At 39.6% G+C, this 20,635-nt stretch carries 17 protein-coding genes; 11 read left to right on the top strand and 6 right to left on the bottom strand.

Annotation, left to right across the window (positions count from 1 at the left end; translation table 11 throughout):
* The first annotated feature begins 5 nt into the window (after positions 1 to 5).
* Both ACTWQB_RS04665 and pruA read left to right on the top strand, forming a co-directional pair.
* Positions 6 to 1,124, top strand: a complete 1,119-nt coding sequence (locus ACTWQB_RS04665; protein ID WP_443138015.1) for a CamS family sex pheromone protein — start codon at positions 6 to 8, stop codon at positions 1,122 to 1,124.
* A gap of 97 nt (positions 1,125 to 1,221) precedes the next feature.
* Positions 1,222 to 2,769 carry an L-glutamate gamma-semialdehyde dehydrogenase gene (gene pruA, locus ACTWQB_RS04660; protein WP_443138014.1) on the top strand — a complete coding sequence of 516 codons (1,548 nt, stop codon included), beginning with the start codon at positions 1,222 to 1,224 and terminating at the stop codon, positions 2,767 to 2,769.
* Positions 2,770 to 2,906: 137 nt separating this feature from the next.
* On the opposite strand, the gene ACTWQB_RS04655 is transcribed toward pruA, so the two are convergent.
* The 3 genes from ACTWQB_RS04655 to ACTWQB_RS04645 all read right to left on the bottom strand — a co-directional run bounded on the left by ACTWQB_RS04655 (position 2,907) and on the right by ACTWQB_RS04645 (position 5,457).
* Positions 2,907 to 3,068, bottom strand: a complete 162-nt coding sequence (locus ACTWQB_RS04655; protein ID WP_443138013.1) for a hypothetical protein — start codon at positions 3,066 to 3,068, stop codon at positions 2,907 to 2,909.
* Between the two features lie 391 nt (positions 3,069 to 3,459).
* Entirely contained in the window at positions 3,460 to 4,113 is a 654-nt protein-coding gene (locus ACTWQB_RS04650; protein ID WP_443138032.1) for a diphthine--ammonia ligase, read from the bottom strand.
* 42 nt (positions 4,114 to 4,155) lie between these two features.
* Entirely contained in the window at positions 4,156 to 5,457 is a 1,302-nt protein-coding gene (locus ACTWQB_RS04645; protein ID WP_443138012.1) for an amidohydrolase family protein, read from the bottom strand.
* 272 nt (positions 5,458 to 5,729) lie between these two features.
* Between ACTWQB_RS04645 and ACTWQB_RS04640 the strand changes: the two genes are divergently transcribed.
* A complete protein-coding gene (locus tag ACTWQB_RS04640; RefSeq protein ID WP_443138011.1) occupies positions 5,730 to 6,608 on the top strand; it encodes an Rgg family transcriptional regulator in 879 nt (292 codons plus the stop codon).
* Here ACTWQB_RS04640 and ACTWQB_RS04635 read toward each other — a convergent pair.
* The 3 genes from ACTWQB_RS04635 to pepF form a co-directional block, all read right to left on the bottom strand.
* Positions 6,601 to 7,365, bottom strand: coding sequence for an ATP-grasp domain-containing protein (locus tag ACTWQB_RS04635; RefSeq protein ID WP_443138010.1), 765 nt, complete (start codon positions 7,363 to 7,365; stop codon positions 6,601 to 6,603). The genes ACTWQB_RS04640 and ACTWQB_RS04635 overlap by 8 nt on opposite strands.
* Positions 7,362 to 8,273 carry an ATP-grasp domain-containing protein gene (locus tag ACTWQB_RS04630; RefSeq protein ID WP_443138009.1) on the bottom strand — a complete coding sequence of 304 codons (912 nt, stop codon included), beginning with the start codon at positions 8,271 to 8,273 and terminating at the stop codon, positions 7,362 to 7,364. Before ACTWQB_RS04630 ends, ACTWQB_RS04635 begins: the two co-directional genes overlap by 4 nt.
* Before the next feature lie 506 nt (positions 8,274 to 8,779).
* Entirely contained in the window at positions 8,780 to 10,594 is a 1,815-nt protein-coding gene (pepF, locus tag ACTWQB_RS04625) for an oligoendopeptidase F (protein ID WP_443138008.1), read from the bottom strand.
* 210 nt (positions 10,595 to 10,804) lie between these two features.
* Between pepF and ACTWQB_RS04620 the strand changes: the two genes are divergently transcribed.
* The 8 genes from ACTWQB_RS04620 (at position 10,805) to rlmD (ending at position 20,425) form a co-directional block, all read left to right on the top strand.
* Positions 10,805 to 12,196: a TldD/PmbA family protein gene (locus tag ACTWQB_RS04620; protein WP_443138007.1), complete on the top strand. Its 1,392-nt coding sequence runs from the start codon at positions 10,805 to 10,807 to the stop codon at positions 12,194 to 12,196.
* Positions 12,197 to 13,543, top strand: coding sequence for a TldD/PmbA family protein (locus ACTWQB_RS04615; RefSeq protein WP_443138006.1), 1,347 nt, complete (start codon positions 12,197 to 12,199; stop codon positions 13,541 to 13,543).
* Positions 13,544 to 14,035: 492 nt separating this feature from the next.
* Positions 14,036 to 14,326, top strand: a complete 291-nt coding sequence (gene gatC / locus ACTWQB_RS04610) for an Asp-tRNA(Asn)/Glu-tRNA(Gln) amidotransferase subunit GatC (RefSeq protein ID WP_443138005.1) — start codon at positions 14,036 to 14,038, stop codon at positions 14,324 to 14,326.
* A gap of 15 nt (positions 14,327 to 14,341) precedes the next feature.
* On the top strand, positions 14,342 to 15,817 hold the full coding sequence (gene gatA, locus ACTWQB_RS04605; protein ID WP_443138004.1) for an Asp-tRNA(Asn)/Glu-tRNA(Gln) amidotransferase subunit GatA: 1,476 nt from the start codon (positions 14,342 to 14,344) through the stop codon (positions 15,815 to 15,817).
* Entirely contained in the window at positions 15,817 to 17,247 is a 1,431-nt protein-coding gene (gatB, locus tag ACTWQB_RS04600) for an Asp-tRNA(Asn)/Glu-tRNA(Gln) amidotransferase subunit GatB (RefSeq protein WP_443138003.1), read from the top strand. Before gatA ends, gatB begins: the two co-directional genes overlap by 1 nt.
* 27 nt (positions 17,248 to 17,274) lie before the next feature.
* Complete coding sequence (locus tag ACTWQB_RS04595; protein WP_443138002.1) at positions 17,275 to 17,643, top strand: VOC family protein; 369 nt, start codon at positions 17,275 to 17,277, stop codon at positions 17,641 to 17,643.
* A gap of 72 nt (positions 17,644 to 17,715) precedes the next feature.
* Positions 17,716 to 18,615, top strand: coding sequence for a diacylglycerol kinase (locus tag ACTWQB_RS04590; RefSeq protein ID WP_443138001.1), 900 nt, complete (start codon positions 17,716 to 17,718; stop codon positions 18,613 to 18,615).
* Between the two features lie 433 nt (positions 18,616 to 19,048).
* Positions 19,049 to 20,425, top strand: a complete 1,377-nt coding sequence (rlmD, locus tag ACTWQB_RS04585) for a 23S rRNA (uracil(1939)-C(5))-methyltransferase RlmD (RefSeq protein ID WP_443138000.1) — start codon at positions 19,049 to 19,051, stop codon at positions 20,423 to 20,425.
* Positions 20,426 to 20,635: the final 210 nt, after the last annotated feature.

The raw sequence follows: 20,635 nt of genomic DNA, 5'->3' as shown, positions 1-20,635 counted from the left end.
AAAACATGAAGAAGTTAGCAGTATTATTAATCTTCCTTCTTATCGTATCTGCATGTACACCTCAATATGAGTCTGATGAGGAGGTTGTGCAAGAGGAAGAAGAACAACAACAAGAGGAAGAAGAAGTCACACAAATTATACCGAACCGTTACAATGAAGATGATTATCAAACAATCGTCCCTTATAAACCAAGTGTAGCTAGAGGAACGATTACTAGTCAGATATCCAATTCTTATGATGTCGATGAATTGGAACTTGGACTATTACGGCACGCCAAAGACACATTTCATCCTGATGATTACTTATTTCAGGAGGGGCAATATTTAGACCAAGGGTTAGTCCTAGACTGGATTGATTCATTAAATCCTCCAGATAAAGATAATCCTAACCGCGAGTATCATGAAGAAAATCCAAGGATCTTCTCTCACGTCTTAGAACACAATTATTTAGTTCGAGCAGAAGATAAACGTGTAGAACTAGGCGGTATAGCAATTGGAATCGCGTTGAAATCTGAATATAGGTTTAGAACAGAAATAGGTGGGCCATCTTATTCAGTCGACATTAGCTATGATGAAATGTTAGAAGAAGGGAAAGAGGTAGCTGACTCACTTTTAGAAAGAATAAGAGATATTGAGGAATTAGAAGGTGTACCAGTAATGGTTGCGTTATATAGAGAGAACAGTAGTAATGCGATTGTACCTGGTAACTTCGTTGCCAAAACGGTCGTAGAACCATTATCAACATCTGTTGAAGGATGGGACGGTATTAATGAAAATCATGTGTTATTTCCTTCTGATGAAGCCGAAAGAGATTATTATGATCAATATGAGCTGATGAATGAATTTACTCAAGAAGTTCAGAACTTTTTCCCAAATTACACAGGTGTAATTGGACGAGGTTTTTATGAAGGTGACGAATTACGAAAAATGTCGATCAACATTCCGATTGAATTTTACGGTCAACAAGAAGTTGTCGCATTTTCTCAACATTTATATAGTTTATTAATTGAATATTTCCCTAGTGATTATGATGTTGAGATTACTGTTGAATCAGCTAGCCAACAAGAGGCGTTAATCTATCGTAAAGCTGGCCAAAATGATCCGAGTGTACACATTTACGAATAATCTAAAATTTTTGATTTGATTGACTGCCATATTTCGTTTAGAATAGACAATGGAAGCGCTACAATAGCGGTCAAAAACGATTTAAGGAGGCTTTAATATGGTACAACCATATCGTCACGAACCATTCACAGATTTTACAGTTGAAGAAAACAAAAAAGCAATGGAAGAAGCTCTTAGCCAAGTAAAGAGTGAACTCGGTCAAGAGTACCCACTCATTATTGGTGGAGAACGTATCTATACAGATAGAAAGATTGAATCGTTCAACCCAGCTAAAAAAGACGAAATAGTTGGTTATGTATCAAAAGCTGATCAAGAATTAGCTGAAAAAGCTATGCAAGTTGCCGACGAAACATTCGAGTGGTGGAGAAAATCAACTCCAGAAATGCGTGCGGACATTCTATTCCGTGCAGCGGCAATTGTTCGTCGTCGTAAATTTGAATTTAATGCATGGATTATTTATGAAGGCGGTAAGCCGTGGAAAGAAGCGGATGCAGATATCGCAGAAGGTATTGACTTCCTAGAGTATTATGGTCGTCAAATGCTAGAAATTGCTGAAGGTAAAGAAATTAACAGCCGTACAGTTGAAAATAACCGTTTTGGTTACATTCCATTAGGAGTAGGCCTTGTTGTTTCTCCTTGGAACTTCCTATTCGCTATCATGTGTGGTACAGCTGTTTCACCAATGGTAACAGGTAACACAGTATTACTAAAACCAGCAAGTGCAACACCTGTTATTGCATATAAGTTAATGGAAGTATTAGAAGAAGCAGGTATGCCAGCAGGCGTTATTAACTACATTCCTGGTAGCGGAAGCGAAATCGGTGACTATTTAGTTGAACACCCTAAAACTCGTTTCATCAGTTTCACAGGTTCTCGTGATGTAGGTGTTGGAATCTATGAAAAAGCTGCAAAAGTTCAACCAGGTCAAAAATGGTTAAAACGCGTTGTTGCTGAAATGGGTGGTAAAGACACGATTATCGTTGATAACGATAGTGACCTAGAATTAGCAGCAGAATCAATTATGAACTCTGCATTCGGATTCCAAGGTCAAAAATGTTCAGCATGCTCTCGCGTTGTAGCACATGAAGACGTTTACGATGATTTACTAGAGCGTGTTACAGAACTAACTAAAGACATCACAGTTGGTAACACAACTGAGAAGAACTACTTCATGGGTCCTGTAGTAGACAAGGGTGCATTTGATAAGATCTCTGGTTACATTGAAACAGGTAAAAATGAAGGTAAGCTTGTATTAGGTGGAGATGGAGATGACTCTAAAGGATTCTTCCTTAACCCTACAATCTTTGCGGATGTAGACCCAGAAGCTACAATTATGCAAGAGGAAATTTTCGGACCAGTTGTTGCGTTCACTAAAGCAAAAGACTTCAATGAAGCTCTAGATATCGCTAACAACACAGACTATGGTCTAACAGGTGCTGTTATTACAAATAACCGTAACCACATCGAAATGGCTAAAGAGGACTTCCACGTAGGTAATCTATACTTCAACCGTGGTTGTACAGCAGCAATCGTTGGTTATCACCCATTCGGTGGTTTCAATATGTCAGGTACAGACTCTAAAGCTGGTGGACCAGATTACCTTTACAACTTCCTACAAGGTAAGACTTATTCAGAAATGTTATAAAAAGAGATTAAGAACTTAAATTTAAGGTTATATTCTCTATAGAGATGTATAAAATGGGTAGAGGGTAGGAATTGAAAAATCAATTCTCTACCCCTCCCGCAGTTTATGCCACAAGGGTTGTGGCTAACGAAAACCCATTACGCAAAAGTGACGCGCTGTCTTGCTTCCGCCAAAAGCAAGGCAGCTTCTTTTTTGCCAACAAATACGACCATTGGCAAGACGATCACAGGTGTATCTGACATAGTTGTCAGCCCACCAATCACCGCCAGTATTACAAAAATACTTTCGTAATACTTCACTGAACACCCCTCCTTTCATCGTTCCTATTCGCCAAAGACAGGACAAGGGCCAACCACTACCTTGCTTTATAAACTGCTCGCGTTAATTATAACAATATTCTGATAATTGGACATGATAAAATAGTATGGTTATATATTAAGTTTTTACTTAACGGGTAAAAATAACCATACTGCAATTATAACTAGAGTTATATTTTTCTTCGCTAGAAAACATTGATATTTAGGCGTTTTTTAGACTAACTAACTTTGAAATAGGATAAATGTAGTTAAGATAGCCTAATTTTTGTGAGTGATATTACATTGTTGATGTGAATGTAACCTTAGACCTATTTAGTAAAAAAGGTATTGGATAATGATAGTAGTTAGGGTAAAATTTTAATTTTAAGATATCTTATTTTAAGTCAAAATCTCGATACCAGTAAAATTCCCCTTTAACGACGTCATCTTTTAATTTATATTTCACAGGTTCTCTGAACAATGGTCCATCATACACAAATGTATGAAACTCACCATTTTCTCCACATGGATCAACACCATCAGGAAGTTTATTTAATAGGTTTTTATCTATTACTTGTCCTAAGAATGCTTCTGGAACTTTGTTAGGATCAATGGTCGTGATGACAGTTTTAAATCCTAAATCAACAAATTCGTCGATTAAATGATTCGTGGGGTGTCCCCATAATGGGAAAATGACATCGACCGGCAAGGGTTCAAGTTGTTTTTCGCGATAATCCCTAATGTCTTTAAGGTTGATATCGCCAAAGGCTACATGAGTGATACCACTTTGAAGAGCCTCATCCATGGCATCGTTCATAGCTTCCTCGTACACCTCATTTGGACAAGGATCTGGTAGAAACACCTTTTTTACTGGAACGTTAAGAGCCTTAACCTGTGCTTCAATCAGCTCATCTCTAATACCATGTATGCTACTTCTGTTATAATCTGAACTCATTGTGATTAATAAATAGGAAACCTCATAATTTGGTTCTTTCATTAGTTTATGAAGGGCTAAAACCGAATCTTTTCCTCCGCTAAAGGATAGCATCACCTTATTCAATTGGTTCACCTCATCGTGTTAGTATTACTATTAGTCTACCATTTGCGCATCGAACTCTTCTAGAAAAGACTCCTGTTTATATTTAAGGGTTTCCTCATCTGGTTGCATCCTAATCAGTTCATCTTGTGTATAGGCTTTGCCGCCTTTTATGATAAAATCTATATCTCTTGTATGACGAATATCTGTCAAAGGATTAGAGTTAAGAATAAGTAAATCAGCTATTTTTCCTTTTGAAATCGTGCCTATATCTGCGTTTTCCATCGCTTTCGCCGCAGTATCGGTCGCACATTGTAAAGCTTGAAGTTCGGTTAATCCTGAATCTACAAGTAACTTTAGCTCTTGGTGTAACGCCATCCCTGGATAAGTCCAAACGCCGCCTGGAGTATCTGTTCCAGCGACAACGGTCCCACCTAAATCATAAAAAGTTTTCGTAATCCTTTTAATGTATTCTGTCTGGGTGCCTAACTGACTTTTGAGAGCATCTGCATGTTGTGTCATTTGTGTCCATTGAGTTTGTAAGGTATTGTTTGTAAAACGATCATCCTCTAACCAATTTTTGTGAGCTTGATTGGCTAGGTCAAAAACGACAGTAGTTGGGCATAGGTTGACGTTGTATTTAATTAATTCTTGGCACACTTCACGAATTTTCTCTACGTTTGGATTCTCCCAATTTATTTGAAATTCTTCGTCATTTGAAGGTGTCCATCCTGGGTAGATGGCTTGAATCACTCCAGAATTATGCTCGAACCATTTGATGCCCATCTCTACTGCTTGAAGAGCGTTAACTTGTGATGAGTGAATTAAATCACAGATCACTTCTAATCCTAACTGGCTTGCCTCATCTGTCACAGCTTCCATGGCCTCAGGACTCAACCACCCATAAACTTTAATAAAATCAGTGCCTTGTTGGGCTTGTCTGCGAACTTCAGACCTTGCTTCATTTGGGTCTGTTACGTTTAAACTATATGGACTGGTCGGCCCCCAAAGCCCAGGAGGTCCATCTATTAGTCTGTCTGCAGAGTAAACTCTCGGTGTATGAGCTTGGGGTGGTGCGTCAATCATGTCTCTTAGTTCTATAACATTTCCGGCTGTATTTCTTACGGTAGTAACTCCTGCTGCAGTGAATAAGTGGGCAAACCCTTCTTTAATATGGCAATGCATATCAATTAGACCTGGTATGACGTATTGTCCCTTTAAGTCGATGATTTGGTCGGCTTCGATGTGTATGTCGCCAATCTCGACGATTCGATCACCTTCAATTAGTATGGATCCTTCTGCAATTTCACCAGTTTCAACATCTAAGATTTGCCCGTTTTTTAAAAGTAAACTCAATTTGAACACTCCTTTTTAATAAACTTAATCTAGCAAGGGTCGATAAATCTGAATTAGGGGTCGATAAAATGGTGTTTTTTACCGAGTCGACAAATTTCGTGGCTGATATTTTTAAAAATGGGGTCGATAAACTTGAAATAGGGGTCGATATATTCGAGTTAAACACTTATAAACTATGTGTCGAGCGTGTTTTGTGAAAACTCTAACTTAAGTATAGACGTAAGGAAGTGAACTGTTATAAAATTTTCATATAGTGGAAAAAGGTGAATGTAATGAATGAAAATTACGGAAAAACGTTAAGAGAGGTCCGCAAACACAAGGGGTACACGCTGCAAGAGTTAGCGGGTGGTATCTGCTCTGTTTCGTTTTTATCAAAATTTGAACGTGATGAATCGGAAATTTCCTTAAGTCTATTCAAGCAGTTGCTAGCGCGTTTAGCGGTGAGTTTTGATGAATTTTTTTATATACATAATGACCAGGCTGATGATTTTGAGGCTTTTTTTGATAGCGTCTCAGAATGCTTTATTAAAAATGATCTGCTAACTTTGAAACAAATGAAGGAAGCTGAGGTTGCAAAGTGGAATGAGACGCGATCTAGAACAGCACGGTGCAATAAAATTGCAATTGACCGTATCGTTGACTTAATTAAGTACGAACCACCCTCGAATTCAGAAGAGGATTTGCAGTTTCTATATGAGTATTTGTTTAATGTTGAGGTATGGGGGAAGTATGAGACTCATCTTTATAATTTAACGATGCACTTACTTCCGCTCGACATGGTCGTCACGTTATCACGGACAGCCGTCCATAAAAGCGAACGATATCGTGGGATAAAAAATGGTGCTAGCACGATTGTGGGTGTACTTTTGAATACGTTAATCTACTTAACTAGCATCCCAAATGAACAGGTTCACCCTTATGCCGAGGAGTTTTTAGAAAAACTTGACCAGCTCGGCCTTGATGATCGAGATCTGTATGAAAAGGTGGAGAAGAGGGTTGTAAGAGGCTATTATAACATGAAGACAGGGCAGATCAGCCAAGGGGAGAAACGCATAAGAGAAGTGATTGCGTTTTATGAGTCTGTTGATTCTATGGACCTGGCCAAAAAAGTAGAGACCTACTTAGAGTTTTACTTGGAAAACATTAAGTGATCTCTTGTTTAATATGGTTGATTAATAATTCGGTTGTATTGTTAATGTTAAGGTGACTGAGCATTCGGCTGCCCACGACGTCTTCAAGTTCGTTGAATAAAAGCTTACCATCCTCTGTTAAGAAAAAATCGACTCCGGCGTAATCGATATTTAAACCAGTCATGAACTGTTCGACGATGGCCTGATGTTCCTTGGCGTAATTAAATATCTCGCAATGGTTGGTTTTGTTAAAATTAGAAAGTAACTCGCCGTTATTTTTTCTAATGACCGCGTGAATGATTTGATTGTTCACGATGTAAAAACGAATGTCGCCAACTAAATTCGTTACCTTTTCTTGATTGATCGTCGATTGAAGGTCTGACACGGTATTAGTTTCTTTTACATTCCCCCCGCCAAATCCATGGATAGGCTTTGAAATGATAGGTGCCCTACTCTTGGAATTAAGCAAAACAGGTGAAAAAGGCACGTCATTTTTCTTCGCATGCCAGTAAGCGGCTGTTTTGTTGTTTCCTAAAAGGGTTACGCTTGACTGATTAAATACCCGTATGTCGTTCAGCTCTAGTAACATCGATAGCTGATAACTGCGGCTACGGTTAATCGCGAAGGTTATTTCTTGATTTAAACCATTTTTAAAAAGATCCTCAGCGAATACCAATTCAATCTGCAATCCTTGATCTCGAGCACAATCCATTAACCAGTCTGCATAATGTGAGTTACGCTCGTAATCTTGTTGGTTGTAAATTAAAATGCCGTTCATGAAATGTCTCCTATAATATAATCCAATAATAGACTTCCAAAGTTCACACCAGAAATGTCTTCAAAGCTTAAATAATTCACGTTCGAATTGACCTCACAAACTATGGGTTCATCCTGTTCTCCAAACAATAGATCGACTCCGCTGAAATCTAAGCCTAATGCTCGGTGGGCTTGCAATGCCAGTTCTTCTTGCTCTGGTGTCAGTGTCGTAAGTGTTCCTTGACCACCTAATGTGATGTTGGCTCTAAAGTCTAATTCGAATTCTCGTTGCATCGCTCCAACGATTTCATTGCCAATAATATTCACTCTCAAGTCACGCCCGAAAGAAGTTTTGATCGGTTCTTGTAAAATGAAATCGCGTCCATTAATATCTTTCATTTTTTGCTTAAGCTCTTCTTTGCTAGTCAATTTATAAACTTGCATGCCAAACGAGCCGTAAGCTTCTTTTAAGATAACCTCTTCACCTAATTGTTCCATCACGTAATCAGCATAATCGTCTGAGACCTCATGTTCGTTAAATGAAAACGGACCTATAATCGTTTTAGGCGTTTTAACTTTTTGTTTCGCCAATTGTAAGTGCATTAATGATTTATGGTCACATCGCTCAATTGCATCTTTCGAATTGAAGAGGCGGTAGCCCATTAACTCAAGGTGCTCGGCCAAATAAACATCCTTGTCCCAAAAAATGATAAAGTCAGGATCCGTTAAAGGCTGTAAAGAATTCAAGTCCAGCTCACCATTCGAATTGATCGTTGGGAACAGTTCGTTGTTTGCAATGGCCGTAAGTTCAATGCCTTTTTTATTAGCTTCAGCAACAAGTCGCTCTGTAAGCAATTCAAACTTCTTTATTTTTAAACTGCCATTATAGATCAGCCATCCGTTCATAACATTTCCTCCAACTTTTGACATGCTAGAACCATGTGATTGATAAGCACATGTGTCTTCTCAAATGTATCGATAATGTTCCAATTGATTTCAATTTGAATCGTTGGTATGTGCGCGTGATTCGAGATAATCGCCTACACTGTATATGGATAACTACCAGTGAACGTGTCATCTACTTTGACGGAAGGGTAGTCCTTTAAAGACGTTATTATAGCTTGAATGAGGTCCTCACGTCCTAAAATAATGAAAAGGAAACCTCATTTAGATTTAATTCCAAGTGCTAGCCCCCCAACAATCACTATTGATGACTATTATACGTCAAAAAGACTCTATTGTTAAAAATAGATAATAAAATTCAAAATTAGATAATAAACCACTCGTTTTAGATAATAAAACTTGAAATTAGATAATAAACTCCCAATTTTAGATAATAAAATTAAAAAATAGATAATAAACTCCGGATTTAAGATAATAAATCCTAAAATTAGATAATAAAAAGGTGCCCCAAACTTGGGACACCCAATAACCTATTATTTAGCTGTCTCAAAACTGTTGACGAGATCATCAACGAGTGAACCGACGTGATCGACAGCTTTTTTGATGGGTTCAGGAGACGTCATGTCAACGCCTGCATACTCCATGAGTTCTTGAGGTGTTTTCGTTCCGCCTGCTTTTAAGACTTCTAACCAACGATCTATAACGGGTTGGCCTTCTTCCTTAATCTTTTGCGAGACGAGTGTTGACGCGGTTAGGCCTGCTGAATAAGTGTATGGGTATAGTCCCATGTAGTAATGCGGCTGGCGCATCCATGTTAGCTCAGCACCTTCATCTAGTTCGACTGCATCGCCCCAGAAGTTTTCAAGGGCTTCGCGTTTTTGTTGTTTCAGAACGTTAGCTGTTAAAGGGACGCCTTGTTCAGCTAAGTCGTAAACGCGGCGTTGGAACTCACCTTCTAATAGGTGAGTGACAAAGTTATGATAGTATGTGCCGAGTAATTGTAAAATCACCCAACGGCGCATGCGATTGTCGTCTTTATGTTGTTCGAGTAAATGGTCTGCCAGTAGCATCTCATTCATTGTCGATGGTGCTTCCACAAAGTAAGTTGATGGACGTGTGTTGAAGACGCGCTGGTTTTTGTTAGCTAAGTAGAAGTGACCTGCATGGCCTAATTCGTGTGCCAAAATAAAGCCACCACGCATCGCACCTGTCCATGTCAATAGAATGTATGGGTGAGAACCGTATGGGCTTGCACAGAATGCGCCGGTTGATTTCCCAACATTATCAGCGTAGTCTACCCAGCGTTCCGTTAACCCTTTTTTCATAATCTCCGTGTATTCAGTGCCCATGACGGATAATGCTTCTAAAATCGTCTCGCTAACCTCTTCATAAGTCGTGGTTGGGTTAAATTCCGGATCAAGTGGTGCTTTTAAGTCCGCAAATGTCATTTTATCTAAGCCTAGGACTTCTTTTTTCAATTTCGCATACTTGCGCATGTGTGGTGCTAATTCTTTTTGAATGACATCAAGCTGATTATGGTACATTTCTTCGGTCACTTTTTGTGGTTGAAGTAACATTTGAGTGACGTTGTCATAACCGCGCACTTTAGCTAACTGAACTTGTTTCTTAACTTCCGTTGCGTATGTTGCTGCATACGTATTTTGATATTGTTTAAGCGTGTTAACGAAAGAAACATAGGCGTTGCGTCGCACATTCGTATCAGGTGAAAGCTCGTACTCATCTTCGAATAAAGCGAATGAGTTCTGGTACGTATCGCCGTTTGCTTCGAAATCATCAAACTGCATATCAGATGATTTGCTTCGCTGATAGATCGTATACGGCGCACCGTGCACTTCAGTTAGGGATGCTAGCACTTCTTCGGTTTCAGGTGCTAACGTATAAGGCTTATATTTGAGTAGATCTTTTAATAGGTTCTCGTAAACTTTTAAATCATCGTTTTCTTCAAGGTATTTTTCCACTGTACCCTCTGGTAATGCTAGAATCTCAGAATCGACAAACGAAAGGGCAGCTCCAACTTGTGCTAAAGTTGATGCGACTTTTCCTGAGTTTGCTTGATTATCAGGATTTGTGCCGTCTTCAGATGAACGAAGGTTGGCATACGTTGCAACTGGAATGACTTTTTCTTGTAAAGCAGTTTGTGCTTCTAAACAATTGTAAAGAACTTCAGGTCCCTCGTGAAGCTTGCCTTTGTATTGAGTCACACTTGGAACAGAGTTCTCAATGTCTTTTAAAGCTTGCTCCCACTCCTCAGTCGTTTGAAATAAATCATCTAACTTCCATGTTTGTTCAACAGGTACTTCATGACGCTGTAATCTAGTTTTGGCCATCTTGGTTCCTCCCCATAAAATTATTTCGGATTACTAAGTATTATAAAACAAAATTGAGTCGTTGTGTTAAAAGTGACAGAATTTTTATAAGAAATTATAGTATTCAGTAAAATTCCGTCCCTAGACTGAGAGGTTTTCCAACTTGAAAGGGGCGGATTTTTTGGAAAATTAAGTTATAATGGCTGTAGTTGGTAAAAAGGGGGAAGGTTGATGCTAAATAAAGCAATCGTGCAAGATGTCCTGAATGAAGCGTTAAGTACTGGTGGGGATTTTGCAGAAATTTTCGTCGAAGATCGGTTAACGAATAATTTATCCTTACAAGGTGGGTTAGTCGAAAATAGTTTATCTGGTCGAGACTTCGGTGTTGGCATTCGTGTGTTTAAAGGAATACAAAGCACGTATACATACACAACAGATTTTACCAAGGAAGGATTGTTGAAAGCAGCGAAAAAGGTGGCGCAAACAATTCAGGGTGAATCAAAACTTACATTACCAGAATTGGAACTCCAACAAGCTAACGTGCTTCACCCGGTCATCGAAATGCCACAAACGGTTGATAAAACACGCAAAGTGAACGTATTGAGAAAAGTTCATGAAGCGGCCACTCGATATAATGAATCCATTTCACAAGTTCGGATTCGATTAAAAGATGAAGAGCAGAACGTCTTAATCGCGAATTCTGAAGGAACATTTGTAGAGGACCAACGCGTGAGGAACATTCTTACCGTCCAATCGGTTGCGTCTAATGGCAGTCGTATGGAAACAGGTTATATGAACTCGGGTGCTTTAAGTGGATTAGAGCACCTAGAAAACTTGAATGCTGATTTTTACGGCAATGAAGCGTCTCGAATTGCGGTAACGAATTTAGGAGCTGATCCGTGTCCGAGTGGAAATTTTCCAGTGGTTATTGATCAAAAATTTGGCGGTGTCATCTTCCATGAGGCGTGTGGTCATGGTTTAGAGGCAACGGCCGTTGCGAAAAATAAATCTATTTTTTCTAATAAAGTTGGTGAAAAAGTCGCTTCTGATTTAGTGACGTATATTGACGATGGAACGCTACAAAATGAGTGGGGCTCGATTAATATCGATGATGAGGGTGAACCTGCGAAGCGTAACGTGCTAATTGAGGACGGCGTTTTAAAAGGTTATTTAGTAGATAAATTAAATGCTAGAATCATGGATCAAGATGTGACGGGATCAAGCCGTCGCGAGTCGTACCGTTTTGCCCCAACGTCGAGAATGACGAATACGTTTATCGCGCCAGGCGAATCCACTCGTGAGGAGATTATTTCAAATACGGAGTATGGAATTTTCACCAAGTACATGGGAGGTGGGCAAGTGAATCCAGCCACTGGTGATTATAATTTTGCAGCTGAAGAAGCTTACTTAATTAAGGATGGAAAAATCGATCGCCCAGTACGCGGTGCAACGTTAATTGGAAATGGTGCTGATACGCTTAAAAAAGTTGATATGGTCGGGAATAATCTTGGTCATGGAGCTGGAATGTGTGGCGCATCTTCAGGGTCTATCCCGGTCAACGTTGGTCAGCCGACGTTAAGAGTGAGTGAACTTACAGTCGGTGGAACAAAGGGGGAAGCGTAGATGAATATTCATGAGTTTAAAAACCAATTATTCTCAAAAGCTAGTAAATTCGGTTTTACAGATTATGAGTTGTTTTATCAGAAGTCTGAAAGCTTTGTTTGTATGATCGACCAAGGTGAAGTCGATGAATATACGATGTCTGAAGAAGCTGGCGTATCTTTTAGAGGATTTTACGATGGGCGAATGGGCTATGCGTACAGTGAAAAGCTCGATGAAACGTCGGTAGAATTTTTACTAGACAGTGCTAAAGAAAATGCGAGAATCATTGAGGAAAAGGACTTTTCACCTATCTTTGAAGGTAGCTCGTCATATCCAGATGAGAATTTTGAAGATGACATGGTAAATGTAGATAATGATGAGATTGTAGAATTTGCTAAAGAGGCCGAGAAGCAAGTGTATGCTGTAGACCCACGAGTAACGAGAACGTACTATATAGCAGCGTTTAAAGAAAAGCGTGAGAAAGCCTTGTTTAACAGTAAAGGGCTAGAGTTAAATGAAGCTAAGAGTCATTTAATCTTTGGTGGAGCTGTGATTGTTAAGGAGGGCGAGGTCACGAAGACGGGTTCTCACAATGAATATTTGAAGGATCTGTCTTTAGAGAGAGCCAAGGCTATAGCTGAGAAAATGGTAAATGAAGCGTTATCTTATTTAAAAACAGAGAAAATTGTTAATAAAACGTACCCAGTCGTGTTACGGAATGATGCATCTTCTTCAATCCTTCAAGCATTCACGCCAATTTTTTCTGCAGAGAATGTACAGAAAGGATTGTCACTTTTAGGTGAAAAAGTCGGTGAACGAATCGCAAACTCCAAAGTTAGTATCTTGGATGACCCTCTGAAATCATCTGATGCTCTAATGGGCCGAAACTTTGATGATGAAGGGGTCGCATCTAAGAAACTCAGCTTAGTAGAGTCAGGTGAATTAAAAACGCTACTTCATAACTTGAAGACGGCTAAGAAAGATGCCGTTGAGTCAACGGGACACGGATTTCGTGAATCCTATAAGGACGCCCTTACCGTGCAGCCGTCGAACTTTTATATAGAGCCAGATAAAAAAAGTCTTGATGAGTTACTGCAGGACTTAGGCGATGGCGTCATGATTACTGAACTGTCAGGTCTACATTCAGGTGTCAATGAAATATCAGGTGACTTTTCGGTCGCAGCGAAAGGATTCGTGGTTGAAGGTGGGCAAGTGAAAATAGCTACCAATCAGCTCACGATCGCCGGAAACTTTTTTGACTTACTAAAAGATGTTGAAGATATAGCAAACGATTTAGATTTTGCTAAAGGGCATGGTGTAGCCGCTCCGTCGTTACTGGTGAAACAATTAGCAGTCACATGCGAATAAAAAACAATCCCCAACTAGAGTTGGGGATTGTTTTTTCCAAACCGTTTTATAAATGTAAAGGTTACGTTTATAATGTTGCGAATGCCGTTTATAAGTTTGGAAGTTACGTTCAAAAAATTTAAAGAGCCGTTCATAAATCCAAAAGTTACGTTCAAAAAATCGAGAAAGCCGTTCAAAAAGTTAAAAGATACGTTCATAAGTTTGAAACACCCGTTCATAAATCCAAGGGTTACGTTCAAAACCACAACAATTTGTCAAATAAAATTCCCATTCAGATTAGCAAATCATGTTATTTAATCCGCGTTTAGTGTTAGAATGATATTGGGGAAAAGATTGTCACAGCAAGTCATGATTTGCTATTATTTAGCAGGTAGGGAAGTGAAAAAATTAACCTACCTACATAAGAGCAAATACGTCTATGACTTCGCCTAAAGGCTTGTCAATCGACGAGTTTATTTTATAGTGAGTTAATTTGTACGGAGGTGCAGAACATTGTCAAAAATCTCTAAAGACCAGGTCAAGCACGTAGCTAACCTTGCGAGACTGGCAATTAACGAAGAAGAGGCTGAAAAGTACAGTGAGCAGCTTAGTGCGATCATTGATTTCAGTGAACAGTTAAATGAACTCGACACAAAGGGTGTTGAGCCAACGACGCATGTCTTAGATATGAAAAATGTTTTACGTAAAGATGAGCCGAAAGAGTGGATTTCAAAAGAAGATGCTCTTAAGAATGCTCCGGATCAACAGGATGGTCAGTTCCGCGTGCCATCGATCCTAGATTAAGGAGGTTAAGGTCAGATGTCGTTATTCGATTACACAATTAAAGAACTACAAGAAAAGTTAGCTAATAAAGAAATCACCGTTACGGATTTAGTTAAAGAGTCTTACGAACAAATTCGTAAAACGGACGATGACGTTCAAGCGTTTTTAACTCTAAATGAAGAAGAGGCGCTAAATCGTGCAAAGGCATTAGATGAAGCGGGTGTTGATGCTGATTCGTTCCCGTTATTCGGAATGCCGATTGGAATTAAAGATAACATCGTTACAAAAGGACTGCGTACGACTTGTGCGAGTCAAATTTTATCCAACCTAGATGACCCACTATATGACGCGACAGTGGTCAAGAAACTTAATGACGCTAAGTCTGTTAATATTGGAAAATTAAACATGGATGAATTCGCGATGGGGTCATCAACTGAAAACTCGAGCATGAAAAAGACGCGTAACCCATGGAATACAGATTATGTCCCAGGTGGTTCAAGTGGTGGTTCGGCAGCTGCAGTTGCAGCAGGCCAAGTGCCATTCTCATTAGGGTCTGATACAGGTGGTTCGGTTCGTCAGCCAGCATCTTACTGTGGTGTTGTTGGAATGAAGCCTACATATGGACGTGTGTCACGTTTCGGTTTAGTGGCCTTTGCGTCGTCACTTGATCAAATTGGACCAATCACAAGAACGGTTGAAGACAACGCGCGCATTTTAGAAGTCATCGCGGGTCAAGATCAAATGGACTCAACAAGTGCCAATGTTGATGTTCCTAAATATAGCGATGCCTTAACAGGTGATGTAAAAGGCCTTAAGATTGCGGTGCCAAAAGAATATTTCCGCGAAGGTGTCGATGAAAAAGTTAAAGACAGCGTTCGTAAAGCACTTGCTCAATTAGAAGAGTTGGGTGCTGAATGGGAAGAAGTATCGCTTCCTCATTCAAAATACGCTGTTGCGACGTATTACATGATTGCCTCATCTGAAGCATCAGCAAACCTGGCTCGTTTTGATGGCGTCCGCTATGGTAAGCGTTCAGAAAACGCTAAAGACATGATGGACATGTTCAAGATGTCACGTAGCGAAGGCTTTGGCGATGAAGTAAAACGTCGTATCATGCTTGGAACGTTCGCTTTAAGTTCTGGTTATTACGATGCTTATTACAAAAAAGCTCAGCAAGTACGTACATTAATCAAGCAGGACTTCGATCAAATTTTTGAAAAATACGATGTCGTGATTGGACCAACTGCGCCAACAACAGCCTTTAAGGTTGGCGAGAAAATTGATGATCCATTAACGATGTATGCAAACGATATTATGACGATTCCCGTTAATTTAGCGGGTGTCCCAGGAATCACAGTTCCATGTGGATTCCACCCAGATAACAACATGCCGATTGGTCTACAAATTATCGGTAAGCACTTCGATGAAAGCACAGTTTATCGAGTGGCTCATGCGTATGAACAAGCAGCAGGATACTATAAAGAAAAGCCACAGCTTGGAGGTGCCAAGTAATGAATTTTGAATCAGTAATCGGTTTAGAAGTACACGTAGAATTAAAAACGAAATCAAAAATCTTCAGCCCAAGCTCGAACGCTTTCGGTGATGAACCGAACTCTAACGTAAACCCAATCGACTTAGGGTACCCTGGAGTTTTACCAGTCTTAAATGAAGAAGCGGTTAATTACGCAATGCGTGCAGCGATGGCGCTTAACTGTGAAATCGCAACAGATACAAAGTTTGACCGTAAAAACTATTTCTACCCAGACAACCCGAAAGCTTATCAAATTTCGCAGTTTGATAAGCCAATCGGTGAAAACGGCTGGATTGAAATTGAAGTTAACGGTGAGAAGAAACGAATCGGTATTACTCGACTTCATTTAGAAGAAGATGCAGGTAAATTAACACACGGTGACGATGGTTATTCACTAGTAGACTACAACCGTCAAGGTACACCGCTAATCGAAATCGTTTCTGAACCGGATATGCGCACACCTGAAGAAGCATATGCTTATTTAGAAAAATTACGCAATATCATACAGTTCACAGGTGTATCAGATGTGAAAATGCAGGAAGGGTCACTTCGTTGTGACGCGAACATTTCACTTCGTCCAATTGGACAAGAACAGTTTGGTACAAAAACGGAGCTTAAGAACTTAAACTCATTTAACTTCGTACGTCAAGGACTTGAGTTTGAAGAAAAACGTCAAGAAAAAGTTCTACGCCAAGGCGGCGAAATTTTACAAGAAACTAGACGTTATGATGAGAAAACAAAAGAGACAATCTTGATGCGTGTTAAGGAAGGTTCGGATGATTACCGTTACTTCCCAGAACCTGACTTAGTCCCTCTTTATATTGATGAAGAGTGGAAAGAACGCGTTCGTCAGTCTATCCCAGAGCTTCCAGACTCTCGACGTAATCGTTACGTTAATGAATTAGGACTTGATGATTATGATGCTCAAGTTTTAACAAATACAAAAGAAATGTCCGATTTCTTTGAAGCAACAATTGATCAAGGAGCAGATCCGAAACAGACGACCAACTGGCTAATGGGTGACATTTCAGGTTACATGAATAAGCAACAAGTTGAACTTAATGACTTACCATTAACACCTGAAAGTCTAGCTAAAATGATCGACCTAATTGAAAAAGGTACTCTATCATCTAAGCTTGCGAAAAAAGTCATTACAGAGCTTCTTAAAAATGGCGGAGATCCTGAGAAAATCGTTAAGGAAAAAGGTCTCGTTCAAATCTCAGATGAAGGTCAGTTACGCGACATTATCACTGGCGTCTTAGATGAAAACGAACAGTCGATTACAGACTACAAAAATGGTAAAGACAGAGCCATTAAATTCTTAGTTGGTCAAGTGATGAAGAAAACTAAAGGGCAAGCCAACCCGCCAATGGTTAATAAGATTTTAGTAGAAGAATTGGATAAACGTTAATTCAAATTTGAGAGGGGATGCTGGGGAATGAGTTTTACATTCAAGCAAATCGATCATGTACAATTAGCGGCACCACGAGGTTCAGAAGACGAAGCTAGAAAGTTTTTTATTGATGCGTTAGGTTTTGAAGAAGTTGAGAAGCCAGAAGCACTGAAGAAAAACGGTGGAGTTTGGTTTGAACGTGGTGACATTCAAATTCACATCGGTGTTGAAGAACCGTTTAACCCAGCTAAGAAAGCACACCCAGCATTAGAAATAAACGGACTAAAGGGGCTCATGGGTCATCTCGACCAACAAGGCATTGCTTATAAACAAGATGATAAGCTGCCAGGTGCAGACCGAATCTACGTCGCAGACCCATTTGGAAATCGGATTGAGATTTTAGAATGGCAGTAAAAAGTACTTCCATTATTTATAAAATAGGAGTATGCTTGAGAGAGATAAGCAATTGTGACAGAAGGTGAGAGTATGAAACGAGCTCGAATCATTTACAACCCAACTTCAGGTCGAGAAGCAATGCGAAAAGCATTGCCAGAAGTTCTTGAAACATTAGAAATTGCCGGATTTGAAACGTCCGCTCACGCAACAACAGGGGACGGGTGCGCTAGAGATGCTGCAAAACTTGCCTGTGAACGAGAATTTGATTTAATCGTAGCAGCAGGTGGGGACGGTACCGTGAACGAAGTCGTGGACGGCATGGCAAGAGCAGAGCACCGACCGAAGCTAGGGATTTTACCAATGGGGACTACAAATGATTTCGCAAGAGCAATTCGCGTTCCACGTGATTTTAGACGTGCGTTAAAAATCATTGTTGAAGGCCACACGAAACAATTAGATATCGGCCGTGTTAATGACCACCACTTTATGAACATCGCAGGTGGCGGTAAGTTGACAGAACTAACGTATGAAGTTCCAAGTAAGCTTAAGACAGTACTTGGCCAGCTGGCTTATTACTTAAAAGGAATTGAAATGCTTCCATCATTAAGGCCAACCAAAGTTCGTATTGAATACGACGATCAAGTATTCGAAGACGAAATTATGTTGTTCTTAGTCTCAAACTCGAATTCAGTTGGAGGATTTGAGAAGTTGGCGCCACATGCAACGATGGATGATGGGTACTTTGACCTTATGATTTTAAGGAAAATTAATCTCGCTGAGTTTGTGTTACTTGCCAATAAAGCGTTACGAGGTCAGCATATTGATGATGATCACGTCATCTATGCACACGCGAATCGAATCAAAGTCACACCAGCAGCTGAAACGATGCAGCTTAATTTAGATGGTGAGTATGGTGGCAACTTACCAGGAACATTCGAAGTTTTACACAAACATATTGAATTTTTCTTACCAAAAGAAGAGATAGAATAAAAAAAGAGCAATTCATTTTGGGGGAGATAGTGGCCCTAATGAATTGCTTTTTTATTACTAAAACCGAATATATGTTCGTGAATATTAGATGCTCAAATTTTTGTCCTTCCATTTATTTGGATCAGTACTTCGGACAAAAATAAACTACCTTGCTTAAAGGGGAAGCAAGGTAGTGAAGAAAAAAACAACTATTAGAGTAAAACAGCCTTATCTTGCTAAAGGACTGCGTGAGGTGGGATGTTGGAGCATCTCACCTTATTTAAGTATATGCCACATAAAAGTGACACATACAAAATCATACTATTTACTTATAATTATAATCAAGACTAAGTGATTGTCAATTATTTTAACGGTATGTAGCGGCTCTTACTTTAAATCAATTCCTGTCTTAACGTATAATGTTTAAGTAATAAAGATAGAAGGACGGATCTAAATGGCGAAAAAAGCTGCTCCAGTTAAGAAAAATGAATACATAGATTTAGAATTTGTCGACCTGACCCATGAAGGGAATGGCGTCGGGAAAATCGACGGTTATCCAGTGTTTGTCCCGTACGGATTGCCGGGTGAGAAAGCTAAAGTAAAAATCGTAAAAGTAAAGAAAAATATAGCTTTTGGCAAGCTAATTGAATTAATTGAACCAAGCGAAGACAGAATCGAGCCACCTTGTGAAGTGTTTTACCAATGTGGCGGTTGCCAGATTCAACATATGACTTACGAACGCCAGCTTAAGATGAAGCAAAAACAAGTGCAAGATGTAATGCACAAAATTGCGCATATGTCGGATGTACCTGTGCACCCTGTCATTGGGATGGACGAACCATGGAGTTATCGTAATAAAGTCCAAATTCCTGTTGGCGAACGAGATGGGAAGGTGTTAACAGGATTTTATCAAAAACGCAGTCACCGTATAATAGATATGGATACTTGCCCAGTTCAAAACGAGGCGAATGATCATATCGTCCGTGAAATGAGCGGTATTATAGAAGAACTTGGTATCGAGCCGTATGATGAAGAAACGCACCGTGGTGTGATTCGTCATATCGTCGTCCGTTCCGGCTACCATACAGGCGAGATAATGGTAGTGCTTGTAACAAAAACGAAGAAAATTCCTCATCAAGACAAGCTTGTTGATAAAATAAAAGCATTGGACTCTAATATCAAAGGAATCATCCACAACTATAACCCAAAGCAGACGAACGTCATCATGGGTCGCGAGTCTAAAACGTTATGGGGAGAAGATGTCATCATCGATCGAATAGGTGACTTAGAGTTTGCAATTTCAGCTCATTCATTCTTTCAGGTGAATCCTGAACAAACCGAGCGCCTCTATGACCAAGCATTAAAGTTTGCGAATTTAACCGGTAATGAAACGGTCATTGATGCTTATTGCGGGATTGGAAGCATATCACTTTTCTTAGCCCAGCATGCGAAGAAAGTTTATGGCGTCGAAGTCGTACCACAAGCAGTTGACGACGCGAAGGATAATGCGAAACGAAACCATATTGATAATGCAGAGTTTTTTGTTGGTGAAGCAGAGAAAGTAATGCCTTGGTGGAAAGCGCAAGGACTAGGACCAGACGTCATCGTCGTGGATCCACCTCGTAAAGGCTGTGATGAAGAATTACTTAAAGCCATGATCGATATGAAACCAAAAAGAATTGTTTATGTTTCATGTAATCCTTCAACATTAGCTCGCGATATTAAAATACTTGCTGAAGGTGGATATAGCGCGAAACAGATCCAACCAGTCGACATGTTTCCTCAGAGCAATCACATTGAGAGCGTGACGGAGTTGGTGTTGGAAATGTAGCCCCATAATAAAGTCTTGTAAGAAGAATAAAGTGTTGTAAAAACACACGAAATAATGAGAAAAAAGTTTTGTAAGAGCGTGTGAAGAAAAATGGGAAATCCTTTTATATCAGGGGTTTCCCTTGTTTTTCTACAAGAGTTTATTATGGTATTAATAAAGTTTTGTAACATGTGTGAGGAAAGAAATTGATAAAAACACCGATTTGATTCA

The sequence above is a fragment of the Piscibacillus sp. B03 genome (assembly GCF_052246295.1).
Classification (GTDB): domain Bacteria; phylum Bacillota; class Bacilli; order Bacillales; family Alkalibacillaceae; genus Piscibacillus.
Note: the sequence above shows the minus strand (reverse complement) of the source record. Positions and strands in the feature narration are given on the sequence as shown.